Annotated in this window: 8 protein-coding genes; 6 read left to right on the forward strand and 2 right to left on the reverse strand. The window is 70.1% G+C overall.

The features are described 5' to 3' along the window. Positions 1–91 precede the first annotated feature (91 nt). The 5 genes from AAFO60_RS16115 (at position 92) to AAFO60_RS16135 (ending at position 9595) form a co-directional block, all read left to right on the forward strand. Positions 92–1585, forward strand: coding sequence for an FAD-binding protein (locus AAFO60_RS16115; RefSeq protein WP_347957240.1), 1494 nt, complete (start codon positions 92–94; stop codon positions 1583–1585). Positions 1586–1850: 265 nt separating this feature from the next. Further along, entirely contained in the window at positions 1851–3380 is a 1530-nt protein-coding gene (locus tag AAFO60_RS16120) for a Re/Si-specific NAD(P)(+) transhydrogenase subunit alpha (protein ID WP_347957241.1), read from the forward strand. A gap of 3 nt (positions 3381–3383) precedes the next feature. Next, entirely contained in the window at positions 3384–4835 is a 1452-nt protein-coding gene (gene pntB, locus AAFO60_RS16125; protein WP_347957242.1) for a Re/Si-specific NAD(P)(+) transhydrogenase subunit beta, read from the forward strand. Between the two features lie 165 nt (positions 4836–5000). Then, entirely contained in the window at positions 5001–6755 is a 1755-nt protein-coding gene (locus AAFO60_RS16130; RefSeq protein WP_347957243.1) for an HSP90 family protein, read from the forward strand. Then, positions 6752–9595, forward strand: a complete 2844-nt coding sequence (locus AAFO60_RS16135) for a hypothetical protein (protein WP_347957244.1) — start codon at positions 6752–6754, stop codon at positions 9593–9595. Before AAFO60_RS16130 ends, AAFO60_RS16135 begins: the two co-directional genes overlap by 4 nt. 15 nt (positions 9596–9610) lie before the next feature. Here the strand turns inward: AAFO60_RS16135 and AAFO60_RS16140 are convergent, their stop codons facing one another. After that, entirely contained in the window at positions 9611–10360 is a 750-nt protein-coding gene (locus tag AAFO60_RS16140) for a metallophosphoesterase family protein (protein ID WP_347957245.1), read from the reverse strand. A 74-nt stretch (positions 10361–10434) separates the two neighbouring features. Then, a complete protein-coding gene (locus AAFO60_RS16145) occupies positions 10435–11676 on the reverse strand; it encodes a helix-turn-helix domain-containing protein (protein WP_347957246.1) in 1242 nt (413 codons plus the stop codon). Positions 11677–11856: 180 nt separating this feature from the next. Here AAFO60_RS16145 and AAFO60_RS16150 point away from each other — a divergent pair, with 180 nt between their 5' ends. Then, on the forward strand, positions 11857–13695 hold the full coding sequence (locus AAFO60_RS16150; protein ID WP_347957247.1) for an NAD(P)-binding domain-containing protein: 1839 nt from the start codon (positions 11857–11859) through the stop codon (positions 13693–13695). Positions 13696–13746 lie beyond the last annotated feature (51 nt).

The raw sequence follows: 13746 nt of genomic DNA on the forward strand, positions 1-13746 counted from the left end.
GCGGCATCGACGTCGGCATGCCCGAAACGGCGCCCACCGGAACCGGACAACTATCTAGAACACGTTCTAATTGTGGTCTAGGCTGTCCTCCATGAGCGGACTCGACCTCCCCGAAATCGTCAACGCCTCCGACGTCCCCGCGTACAGCGACACCGTCGACGTCCTGGTGATCGGTGCCGGAATCGGCGGCTGCTGCGCGGCCGTCGAAGCTGCCGCGGCCGGCGCCTCCGTCCTGGTTCTGGAACGATCGGCCGCCGCTGGCGGCACCACGTGCATGGCCGGCGGACACTTCTATCTCGGCGGCGGCACCGCGGTGCAGGTGGCCACCGGACATCCCGACAGCGCCGAGGAGATGGCCAAGTACATCACCGCGGTCTCGCTGGAGCCGGAGCCGGAGAAGATCAAGGCCTACTGTGACGACAGCGTCGAGCACTTCGACTGGCTCGAATCGCTCGGCTTCCAGTTCGAGCGCTCGTACTACCCGGAGAAGGCGGTCATCCAGCCGCAGACCCAGGGACTGATGTACACGGGCAATGAGAAGGTGTGGCCGTTCAGCGAGATGGCCGTCCCGGCGCCCCGCGGGCACAAGGTGCCCAAGCCGGGCGACACCGGCGGTGCCGGCATGGTGATCGAACTGCTGGTCAAGCGGCTCGGCGAACAGGGCGTCCCGATCCGCTACGAGGTGGGGGCGCGCAAGCTCGTCGTCGAGGAGATCGACGGCCGACGCGTCGTCGTCGGCGCGTACTGGAAGGCCGGGGCCGACGAGGGGTACATCCGCGCATCGTCGGTGGTGATCGCCGCGGGCGGCTTCGTGATGAACCCGGACATGGTCGCCGAGTATGTGCCGCAGCTCGCGGAGAAGCCCTTCACTCTGGGAAGCACCTACGACGACGGGCTCGGCATTCGGATGGGCGCGTCGGTCGGTGCCGATCTCAAGCACATGGATCAAGCATTCATCACCGCACCGGTGTATCCGCCGTCGATCCTGCTCACCGGGATCATCGTCAACAAGGAGGGCAAGCGGTTCGTCGCCGAGGACTCCTACCACTCGCGCACCTCCGGCTTCGTGATGGACCAGACCGATCGTGCGGCCTACCTCATCGTCGACGAGGCGCACATGCAGCGCCCCGACTTCCCGCTGGCGCCGTTCATCGACGGATGGGAGACGGTCGAGGAGATGGCCGACGGTCTCGGGCTGGATCGGGAGACGCTCGCCGCGACGCTGAACCGATACAACGAGCACGCCGCGGTCGGCGAGGATCCGGACTTCCACAAGAGTGCGGAGTTCCTCGCGGCGCAGGACACCGGGCCGTGGGCGGCGTTCGACATGACCCTGGGCAAGGCCCTGTACGCAGGCTTCACGGTGGGCGGCATGGCGACCTCCGTCGACGGTCAGGTCCTCACGGCCGACGGCGAGGCGATCCCCGGCCTGTACGCGGCCGGCGCATGTGCGGCGAATCTCGCCCAGGACGGAAAGGGCTACGCCAGCGGCACGCAACTGGGCGAGGGTTCGTACTTCGGGCGGCGGGTCGGGCGCCATGCGGCGAGCTCGGTGCGAGAGCCGGGTGGGGTTACTTATCAGTAAGTGACGTAGCTAACCGACCCCGGGGGGTAGTGGGGGCGCGTGCTAAGTTCATGCCACGTTTTCCATCAGCAGGGTCGGTCCACGGGCCGCCTGCGGCGTGTCGCGCGAGTTCGATGAAGCACTGGCCGACGCAGGCAACTGACGCCCGTACATCCTGACGGGCCGCTGCTTGACGTCTTTCGCCTTTGGCGTCGTCGGATCTCCGGGCGCCGCGTCCAGTGAGACAAGGTGAAAATTCAATGGTGAGTGTGGGAGGGGCAGTGACATGCTGATCGGCATCCCCCGGGAATCAAAGGACGGCGAGACACTCGTCGCCGCCACCGCCAAGACGGTGGCACAACTGCAGCAGCTCGGTTACGACGTGATCGTCGAAGCCGGTGCCGGTGAACGCGCCGAACAGCGCGACCAGGCCTTCGTCGATGCGGGTACCCGCATCGGGACGGCCGACGAGGTGTGGGCCGCCGACGTCGTCGTGAAGGTCAACGCGCCGAGCGACGAGGAGATCGCACGCATGCGCCGCGGCGCCGTGCTGATCTCGATGATGGCTCCGGCCCGCAATCCGGAGCTCGTGGAGAAGCTGCGCGCCGCGGGCGTCACCGCGCTCGCCATGGACGCGGTCCCGCGCATCTCGCGTGCGCAGTCGATGGACGTGCTGTCGTCGATGGCGAACGTCGCGGGCTACCGCGCCGTCGTCGAGGCCGCGCACGAGTTCGGCCGCATGTTCACCGGCCAGGTGACCGCCGCGGGCAAGATCCCGCCGGCACGCGTCTTCGTCGTGGGCGCCGGTGTCGCCGGCCTCGCCGCGATCGGTGCCGCCTCGGCGATGGGCGCCGTGGTCCGCGCCTTCGACGTGCGGCCCGAGGTGGCCGAGCAGGTCGAGTCGATGGGCGCCGAGTTCGTTCAGGTCGACTTCGAGGCGGAGAAGTCTGAGGACGGCTACGCCAAGGAGATGACCGCCGAGCAGGAGGCGGCGACCGCCTCGATGTACGACGAGGAGGCGCGCGCCGCCGACATCGTCATCACCACCGCCCTGATTCCGGGGCGTCCGGCGCCGAAGCTGCTGAGCCCCGAGACGGTGGCCGGCATGAAGCACGGCTCGGTCATCGTCGACATGGCGGCGGCCAACGGCGGCAACGCCGCGGGCACCGTCGCCGACGAGAAGGTCGTCACCGACGGCGGCGTGACGATCCTCGGCTACACGGATCTGGCCGGCCGCCTGGCCGCGCAGACCTCGCAGCTGTACGGCACCAACATCGTCAACCTCCTCAAACTGCTGACCCCGGCCAAGGACGGCGAGCTCACCCTCGACATGGACGACATCGTCCAGCGAGGCATCACCGTGACCCGTGACGGCGAGGGCATGTGGCCGCCGCCTCCGGTCCAGGTGTCGGCGGCGCCGAAGGCCGCGGCGGCACCCGTCGCGGTCGAGGAGCCCAAGGAGCCGATGTCGCCGACCAAGAAGGTGGCCCTGGCATTGGTCGGGATCGTCCTGTTCGGCGTCGTCGTCGCGTTCTCGCCGGATCCGATCCCGCAGCACTTCACCGTGCTGATGCTCGCGATCGTCATCGGCTACTACGTCATCGGCAAGGTCGCACACGCGCTGCACACGCCGCTGATGTCGGTGACGAACGCCATCTCGGGTGTGGTGATCGTGGGCGCGCTGCTGCAGCTCGCGACGACGAATGTGACCATTCAGGTCCTGTCGACGATCGCCATCCTGGTCGCATCCATCAACGTCTTCGGTGGTTTCGCGGTCACTCGCCGCATGCTCGCCATGTTCAGCAAGGGGGCGTGACCCATGGGAATCACGGCAATCTCCACTGCGGCGTATGTCATCGCATCGCTGCTGTTCATCCTTTCGCTCGCCGGCCTGTCGAAGCATGAGTCGGCCCGCAGCGGCCTGACCTACGGCATCGTCGGCATGGCGATCGCGCTGGTCGCCACCATCGCCCTGGCACTCGACAAGATCTTCGACCTGGAGGACTACGACCTCCAGTGGCTGCCCGTCGTCCTGATGGCCGGCGCCATCGTCATCGGTGCGCTGATCGGTCTGTGGCAGGCCAAGATCGTCGAGATGACCGGCATGCCCGAGCTCATCGCCCTGCTCCACTCGTTCGTCGGCCTGGCCGCGGTGCTGATCGGCTGGAACGGCGCGATCGGCGGATTCGACGCCGTCGGCGTCGACCCAGGTGACGTGCGGTCGCTGACCAACATCCACGAAGCCGAGATCGCGATCGGCATCTTCATCGGTGCGGTCACCCTGACCGGTTCGATCGTCGCCAACCTGAAGCTGTCGGCGAAGATGAAGTCCGCGCCGCTGATGCTGCCGGGCAAGAACTTCATCAACGTCGGCTCGCTGGTCGTCTTCTTCGTCCTCACCGGCTTCTACGTCGCGATGGACACCCACGCGAACCAGCTGTCCGCCAACATCCTGCTCGCCGTCATCACCGCCCTCGCCCTGTTCCTGGGCTGGCATCTGGTGGCCTCGATCGGCGGCGGCGACATGCCGGTCGTCATCTCGATGCTCAACTCGTACTCCGGTTGGGCCGCGGCCGCCTCGGGCTTCCTGCTCGGCAATGATCTGCTGATCGTCACCGGTGCCCTGGTCGGCTCCTCGGGTGCCTACCTGAGCTACATCATGTGCAAGGCGATGAACCGCTCGTTCATCTCGGTCATCGCCGGCGGCTTCGGCATCGTGGCCGGTCCGGCGGACGACACCGACTACGGCGAGCACCGGGAGATCAAGGCCGACGCGGCCGCCGACCTCCTCTCGCACGCCAAGTCCGTCGTCATCACCCCCGGCTACGGCATGGCCGTCGCGCAGGCGCAGTACCCGGTGGCCGACCTGACCGCCAAGCTGCGCGCCAAGGGCATCGACGTCCGCTTCGGCATCCACCCGGTCGCCGGTCGTCTGCCCGGCCACATGAACGTGCTGCTGGCCGAGGCCAAGCTGCCGTACGACATCGTCCTGGAACTCGATGAGATCAACGACGACTTCGCCGACACCGACGTCGTCCTGGTCATCGGCGCCAACGACACGGTGAACCCGGCCGCGGCCGAGGACCCGGGCTCGCCGATCGCCGGCATGCCGGTGCTGGAGGTCTGGAACGCCAAGGACGTCATCGTCTTCAAGCGTTCGATGGCCGCCGGTTACGCGGGCGTCCAGAACCCGCTGTTCTTCCGCGAGAACACCCAGATGCTGTTCGGCGACGCGAAGGACCGCGTCGAGGACATCATCGCGGCCCTGTAGCAGCGCCGCGCGCGACCCAAGGCTTCGGCCCCCACCTCCGGGTGGGGGCCGAAGTGCTTCCGCGGCGACCGTCGCATGACAGCTCGCATCGCGGACAGCGGGACGGACGAGGTCTCGGCAGGTGGCCAGTCAGTCGGTCCGGCGGCGCCCGTAGGATCGAGAGCCATGGAGCAAACGGGGGTCTTCGACGTCGACCTGCGCGGCCTGATCGACGTGCTGGGCAACAACCTGTACACCAACCCCGGCGTCTTCGTCCGCGAGCTGCTGCAGAACGCCATCGACGCGCAGGCGGTGATCGGGGTCGCGACCCCGATCGAGATCAGCGCCGACGGCTCGACCGTCACCGTCACCGACCACGGCGTCGGCATGCACGCCGGTCAGATCGCCGAACTGCTGGGCACCATCGGCCGCAGTTCCAAGCGGGACGAGTGGGGCTTCGCCGAACAGTCGACGATCGGGCAGTTCGGCGTGGGGCTGCTGAGCGGCTTCCTCGCGGGCGACCGGATCGAGGTGTCGTCGAAGGCCGACGGTCATTCAGCGGTCCACTGGGTCGGCGACGCCGCCGGCACGGTGCAGACGGCAGCGGGTGATCGGACCGACACCGGGACCACCGTCCAGATCGTCGCCCGCCCGGGATTCGAGCGGTGGTTCGACGCCGACCGCGTCGCCCGCCTGGCGGCCGGGTACGCCGCACTGCATCCGACGCCGGTCCTGGTCAACGGTGTGCTGGTGAACCCGCCGGCGGAGCTGTTCGACGGCGGCGGTCGGGCCGCGGCGCAGGTCGCCTACTGCCAGGACGAGTTCGGTTTCACGCCGCTCGACGCCTTCGAGGTCGAGGTGCCGCAGGCGGGTCTGCGGGGCGTGGCCTTCGTCCGGCCCGACGGCGGCGACCTCGTCTCGCGCGCCGAGCACCGCGCCTACGTCAAGGGCCTGCTGATCGGCGGCCTGCCGGAGCTGCTCCCGGAGTGGGCGTACTTCGTCCGCGTGGTGGTCGACGCGACCGGTTTGACCCCCACCGCCTCGCGCGAGGACCTGGTGCGCGACGACCTGTTCGAGGAGGTCGTCGCATCACTCGGCGATCAGGTCCTGGACTGGCTCGCCGGACTCGAGAAGCGGCCGGGGATGCGCGCGCGATTCCTGGGCATCCACGAGCAGGGGGTGAAGTCGCTGGCGGTGCATCGCCCGGAACTGATCGACTTCGTGGACCGGCACGCTCTGTTCGAGACGAACTACGGCCCGATGCCGCTGGCCACCTTCCGGGCCCGATTCGGCGACCTGCGCTACACCGCGAGCGTCGACGACTTCCGCGTCCTGGGCGAGATCCTCGCTGGTCGCGGGTACGGCCTGGTCAACGCCGGACACGCCTTCGAGACGGGCGTGGTGCGGGCGTTGATCGCCGCCGATCCCCGGATCGTCGGCGAGTACGTGACGCAGGACGTGCTGCTGTCGGTGCTGGGCGAGGTGGCCGCGGGCACCCGTGACCGCTTCGCGGGGGCGCTGGCACTGGCCTCCACCGCGGTCGCGCCGTACGGCTGCGACGTCGCGCTCACCGAGATCGAGCCCGGCACTCTGTCGGCGCTGCTGCTGACCGACGACTCGGCCAAGCTGGCGCGCGATCGGCACGAGATGCTGTCGGAGATCGCGGGCGAACCCGACGCGTGGCTGGCGGCCGTCGCCGCGGTGGATGCGAACGATCTGGCGGTGCCGACCCGGCCGATGCTGGTGTTGAACGTCGCCAACCCGCTCATCGCTCGACTGCCCGAGCTCACCGACGCGACGGTCGCCGGAGCGGTCGTCAGGACGGTCTACAGCCAGGCGCTCACCCGCGCCCGGCGGTCGATGCCCGCCGACGCCGCAGGCGAGGTCGACGCCGCCGTCATGCTGCTCGCCGATCTCGCGACCCGAAGGACCGACCGATGACCGACCGGCCCCCGCACGATCCGGCACTGGAGACCCTGGTCAACGACCTCTGGCACGCCCGCTACGCGGACCCGCGCTTCGGGCACGAGGACTTCACGCCCTTCCCGGCGTTGATCGCCCGCGCCGACGAACTGGGTGAGGACTATTGGCGGTTCGTCGTGCGGCTGGAGGCGGCGTACGTCGCACTGTGGTCGGGCACCGCCACCGACGTGCTGACCCTGCTGGCCTGGATGCTGCGAGCCCACGACGCCGGGGGCATCCGGCCGGCCCTGGAACCGTCGCAGCTCGAACAGCTCCACACCACCATGGTCGACTTCCTCGAATCGATGCCCGACGTGCCCGAACTGTCTCTGACACAGGCGGAGGCGCTCCTGGCGGACTGGCGTGACCGGGTTCGCGGCACCGAATACGATTCGACGTCGCTGGTGCGGCTGGTGGAGGCCAAGATCGCGCTGCACCGCGGCGACGCCGCGCAGGCGCGCCGCATCCTCGACACCTGCCGGGAGTTCGACCCGCCGACCGGAACCTGCGAGGAGGGGGCGCGCGCGAGCGTGGCCGCCCTCTACAGTCGCTGCGGCGACTACGAGCAGGCGATCGCCCTGTCCGAACCCGACCTCGTCGACGACGGCGAGCGATGCGGCTTCTATCCGGGCGAGACCTACGCCGCCCTCATCGAGGCGTACGCGGCGACCGGGCGGCGCGCCGACGTCTCCCGCGCCGCGGAGGCCATCGACCGGGTGTACGGGCAGTTCTCGGGGAGCACCGCGCACATCGTGGCGATCCCGGCGCTGCTGCGGATCGGCGACCTGCGCCTGGCGCATCGGCTGGCGTTGTCGCGGCTGCCGCATCTGGACGCCTGCTTCACCGACCTCGACCGCGCCGAACTGGCGGCGGCGATCTCGGCGGTGCTCGCATCGGTGGCGGCGTCGGATCCGGACGCGGTGGTCGCGCACCGGGTGGACGTCGGGCGTCCCGCGCAGTTGCGGTCGGCCGCCGAGCTGGCCGCCGAACTCGCCGAGCAGTCGCGGGACGTCGCGCGCCGCTTCGACATCCGCAACGGCGGCGACGCCGTGTCGGGCCGCGTCGAGCAGCTCCTCGCCCTGCGTGCGGCGGACCCCTCGGCCGCCGACAGTCCCACCGGCCGCGTCAAAGCGGTCGGCGACCGGACCGCCGCCGAACTGATGACCGGGATGGGGGCGTTCGCCAACGTCTCGACCCGCCGCGCAGCCGCTTGCGCCGAGGCCCTCGTCGGTCGGGTCGGCGAGCTGTCGGGCCGACAGTCGGCCCGGGCACAGATCATGCTGGCCGCCGACCTGCGCCGCACCGACCCGGCCGCCGCGTCCGAGGCGCTCCGCGCGGCCGCGGCGTCGGCCCGCGAGCGCTATCCGTCGATGGCCGCGCAGGCCGAGCTGATGGCCGACGTCGAAGACGTGCAACAGGGACGCCTGGAACCCGAGCGGCTGCTCCAGGCGCCGCCGGCCGACCCGCGGTGGTCGGCCCTCGCGCAGGCCAACTACTGGCGGTTCGTCGCGATCGCCGTCGACCCGCTGGACTCCCAGCGGGCGGTGGCTGCGGTCGAGGCGGGACTGTCGGCGCTCGACCGCGGGATGCGCGGCGAGCTGCCGCTGGCCGATGCCGACGCGGCTGCGGACGACGACGGGCCGCGGTCGCTGCTGCACGGCGTCTCGTCCATCGAGACGGCGCTGCACCTGACGGCGGCGTCGGTGCACGCCGCCCAGGGGATCGAGCCCGACGCCGACGTCGACCGCGCACTCGTCGCGGCGCGGCGGGCGGTCGAGGCGGCGTCGACACCGGACGAACGGCTCCAGTCGCACGCCGAGCTGTCCGGAGCACTGGGCTTCGCCGCCCAGATCCAGGCGTTCACCGACGAACCGGCCGCGCTGCAGCTGATGCACGAGGCGGTCGAGCATGCGCGGTACGCCCAGCGCGCGCTGATGCTGGCGCACCGTGCCGAGCTGCGGTTGGCGGTGAGCGAGGACTTCGACGGCGCGGTCGCCGACCATGAAGCGGCGGTCGCCGTCTGGATGGTCGAAGGACTCGATCATCAGGCCGACGCCGGCGCGATCGACCTGGCGCGGGTTCAGCTCGGTCGAGGCGATGAACCGCTGACGATCGTGGAGACGCTGCGACCGATCGTCGATCGGATGACCGAGCGCGGCGACGACCTCGCCGTGGCGAACGCCCTCGGGACGCTGGGACGCGCGCAGGTCGCGGCCGGTCTGGCGGCCGACGCGGTCGTCTCCTTCACCCGGGTGCTCGATGAGGCGTCGGGCCACGAACACCCCGGATACCTCGCCGAACTGCACCAGGCGAGGGCCGCCGAGCTCATGGACCTGGGCCGGTTCGCCGAGGCGATCGCCGATTTCGACACCGCGATCGAATCCTTCGACGAGGTCGGGGCGCCCTTCGAACTCGGGGACGCGCTGCGCTCGGCCGGCCTGGCCGCGTACTTCGGCGGCGATGCCGAGGCGGCCGCGTCGTACCTGGACCGGGCCGCGCGCGTCTACGACGAGATCAGCGTCGACGCGCCGGTCGACTTCGAGCGGGCGCGGCTCGACCTGGCGCGCGCCGATGTGATGCGCGCCGACCGTCCCGCACGCGCGCGGGCGCTGCTCGACTCGGTGATCGAGCGGGCCCGCGCGGCCGACTGGACTCTCGTCACCCTCAGCGCCCTGCAGATCTCGGCGCTCATCGCATGGTCGACGGGCACGGACGAGGGGCGCGAGGAGGCCGTCCGGCTGGTCGACGAGGGCCTGCACCTGGACCCCGAGCACCCGGGGCTGAACCGGCTGGCCTTCGACCTGTCCGACGAGCCGTAGCCGGCGGGCTGCCGGCTATCCGGGGACGCCGCGGAAGTGGGTCGTCAACCGGTGATCGTCGTCGATCAGGTGGAAGGCGACGCCCGGGCGGTGGGCCGGGGTGATGATCTCGCTGCCCTCGAAGGGCAGGCTCAGCGTGGACGAGACACCCGGGGCCACCGCGTGCGGACGCCCGGCGAAGGTCGTGACGGCGGCGGCGTGCGCGTGACCGGAGACGCAACCGACGATGTTCGGGTGCTCGCGGACGAACTCTTCGAGCAGCCCGGGATCGAGTTGGCGCATCCCGTCGATGAAGCCGATGCCGATCTCGACGGCCGGGTGGTGGAAGGCGACCAGGACGTCGGTGTCCGGGCCGGCCTGCGCGATCTGCGTGCGAGCCCAGTCGAGCGTGGAACGTGACAGGTAGCCGTCGGACCGGCCGGGGATCGACGAGTCGAGCGCCAGCACCAGCAGGCCCGACAGTCGCAGTGCGGAGTTCACCGGCTCGGAGGCGGCCGTGCCGTGCACGACGGAGGTGAAGGCCGCGCGGTCGTCGTGGTTGCCGAGCGTCATCAGGGTCGGGATCTCGGTGGCGAGGGCATCGATCGCCTCGCGGTACTCCTCGGGGAGTCCCTCGTCGGCGATGTCCCCGGTGACCAGCAGCGCGTCGATCTCGCGCGGACCGCCGCACCGCCCGTTGAGGTAGTCCATGACCGCCGCGACCCGTTTCCGATGGTCGGCGTCGCCATCGAAATGCAGATCGCTGATCTGAGCGATGACGAACATGCGACTCCTTCAAGTCACCGGCTTCCCAGCATCGGCCGTTTCCAGATCCAGGCTAGACGACCGGTGCCGAGGCGTCAGATGGCGGCATCGGTCGACGCGCACTCGACGTGGACGTTGCCCGCGAAGCGGTACGGGGCCGCGACCAGGAGACCACCGAACTGCTTGCGCAGTCGGGACATCTCGGCGCGGACGGTCACCGTCCGGTCGGGGACGCCGAACAGGTGCGCCGACAGTTCGGCCGCGCTCAGGCCGGCCGGGTGCGCGGCCAGCGCCTCGAGGATCTGCAGGTGCCGCGGCGACGGTTTGAGGACCCACGCGCCGTCGCCGGAGTCGACGTGCACCGCGGTGCTCCCGTCGGGTTCGGGGACCAGACGCACGAGGGTCCCGGCGTCTGCGGCGTCGCGCTCGACGACTCGCAGCAGCCAGCCGCCGGGCAGCGGATCGACCTCGCACAGGCCGATGCCGCCGATCATCGAGCGGCCCGCCGACAGATCGCCCGGGACCACGATGCGCGGCTGCGGCGGCACCCGGTCGACGGCCGCGACCCAGCCGTGCGGGTCGACGGCGAGCGCGGGCGAGGCGGTGCGGGACAGGATCGGGGCGGCGACACTGCGCAGCGCGTCGAGCCGCATGCGATGCGCGTCGCGCAGTTCGGCGTGTGCCAGCCGGGCGACCGAGTCGACCAGGGCGAGGGTCGCCGGATGGATGGACGCGGCCGGGCCGCTGACGTCGATCACCCCGAGCAGCTCGCCGGTGCGCGGGTCGTGGATCGGCGCACCCGTGCACGTCCACGCGTGGTGGGTGCGGACGAAGTGCTCGGCGGAGAAGACCTGAACGGCGCGGCGGGAGGCGAGCGCCGTGCCGATCGCATTGGTGCCGACGTCGTTCTCCGACCAGGAGGCGCCCTCGGCGAAGCCGAGGCGGTCGGCGCGCACCAGTGCCCGCGATTCGCCCGAACGCCACAGCACCCGGCCGGTGGCGTCCGCGATGACCAGCAGATTGTCGCTGCCGGAGATGAGCACGTCGAGGCTGCCGGTGATCGACTCCAGGACCGACTCCAAACCCGATTCGGCTCGACGCTGCTGGACGAACGACGGTCCGAGGGGATCGAGGCGCGCGCCCCGATCGGGGTCGACGCCCGCGTGCGCGACCCGCTCCCACGACTCGCCGATCACCGACCGCGGTCGCGCGGGCAGGCGCCGCCCGGAGCGAGCGGCGTCGTACACGGCGTGCAGCACGGCGGCGAACTCGCGCGGATCGTCGCCGCTGGCGAGTGCGGGTTCGGGAGCGGACGGTGCTGCTGCGGCCTGCGTCATCGTCGGTCTCCTCTCCAACCCTCCGCCGAATGTGCGGCGGATCACATATCGGCCAGCGTGGTCCGGAGTCGGCGATCGGTCAAGGCCGCTGCAACCCCCTGCAACCCTTGAGGTCACATTTGACTTGGAGTGTGCTGAGGATCACAAGGATATGTGTTTCCGCTGTGAAAGGACACCGCCATGACGCAGACCATCGACAGCCCGATCGACACCGGGCAGTCAGCACCCTCCGCACGCGTCGACGCCTGGCTGGCCCGCTTCGACGAAGCCCTGGCGTCGGGCGATCCGGCCCGCGTCGCCTCGCTGTTCCTCGCCGACTCGTACTGGCGCGACCTGGTCGCCTTCACCTGGAACCTGAAGACCGTCGAAGGCCGCGAGGAGATCACCGAGATGCTCGCCGCACGGCAGGAGCCGACCGCGGCGGGCGGCTTCGCCCGCACCGAGGACGCCACCGAGACCGACGGCGTCGCCGAGGCGTTCATCGCATTCGAGACCGCGGTCGGTCGCGGCGACGGCCACCTGCGCATCCGGGAGGACGACGACGGCGTCGACCGCGCCTGGACGCTCCTGACCACCCTGCAGGAGCTCAAGGGCCACGAGGAGTCCAGCGGCTTCACCCGCCCGCGCGGTGCGGTGCACGGCAGCGACCCCGATCCGCGGTCGTGGGCCGAGCGCAAGGAGGACGAGGAGGCCGAACTCGGCCGGGCCGTCCAGCCCTACGTGCTGGTCATCGGCGGTGGTCAGGGCGGCATCGCGCTCGGCGCCCGACTGCGTCAGCTCGGGGTGCCGTCGATCGTCGTCGACAAGCACGACCGCCCCGGCGACCAGTGGCGCGGGCGGTACAAGACCCTCTGCCTGCACGACCCGGTCTGGTACGACCACCTGCCCTACCTGCCCTTCCCGTCCAACTGGCCGGTGTTCGCACCGAAGGACAAGATCGGCGACTGGCTGGAGTTCTACACCCGGGTGATGGAGGTCCCCTACTGGTCCAAGACCGAATGCACCTCCGCCGCCTACGACGAGGCCGCCGGGCGGTGGACCGTCGAACTGGTCCGCGACGGCGAGAAGATGACGCTGCACCCGACGCAGCTGGTCCTCGCCACCGGCATGTCCGGTAAGGCCAACGTGCCGAACTTCCCGGGTCAGGACGTCTTCGCCGGCGACCAGCATCACTCCAGCCGGCACCCCGGTCCGGACGGGTATGTCGGCAAGAAGGTCGTCGTCATCGGCGCCAACAACTCCGCCCACGACATCTGCAAGGCGCTCGTCGAATCGGGTGTGGACACCACGATGGTCCAGCGGTCCTCGACGCACATCGTCAAGTCCGACTCGCTGATGGAGATCGGCCTCGGCGCGCTCTACAGCGAGCAGGCCGTCGCCGGCGGCATGACCACGAAGAAGGCGGACATGACCTTCGCCTCGCTGCCGTACAAGATCATGCACCAGTTCCAGATCCCGCTCTACGACCAGATCCGCGAGCGCGACAAGGACTACTACCAGCGGCTCACCGACGCCGGCTTCGACCTCGACTTCGGCGACGACGACTCCGGCCTGTTCATGAAGTACCTGCGGCGCGGGTCGGGCTACTACATCGACGTCGGCGCCTGCGAACTCGTCGCCGACGGCACCATCAAGCTCGCCAAGGGCGGGGTCGACCATCTGACCGAGAACTCGGTGGTCCTCTCGGACGGCACCGAACTGCCCGCCGACGTCGTCGTCTACGCCACCGGCTACGGGTCGATGAACGGCTGGGCCGCCGACCTGATGGGCCAGGAGGTCGCCGACCGGGTGGGCAAGGTGTGGGGCCTGGGCTCGGACACCACCAAGGATCCGGGGCCGTGGGAGGGCGAGCAGCGCAACATGTGGAAGCCGACCCAGCAGCCCGGCCTCTGGTTCCACGGCGGAAACCTGCACCAGTCGCGCCACTACTCGCTGTACCTGGCGCTGCAGCTCAAGGCCCGCTTCGAGGGCCTGGAGACCCCCGTCTACGGATTGCAGGAGGTGCACCATCTGAGTTGATCAATCGAAAGCACACGGTGCAGGCGCCGGTTCCCGCTTCGGTCGGGCACC

Source organism: Gordonia aichiensis (genome assembly GCF_039946255.1).
GTDB classification, from domain to species: Bacteria; Actinomycetota; Actinomycetes; order Mycobacteriales; family Mycobacteriaceae; genus Gordonia; species Gordonia aichiensis_A.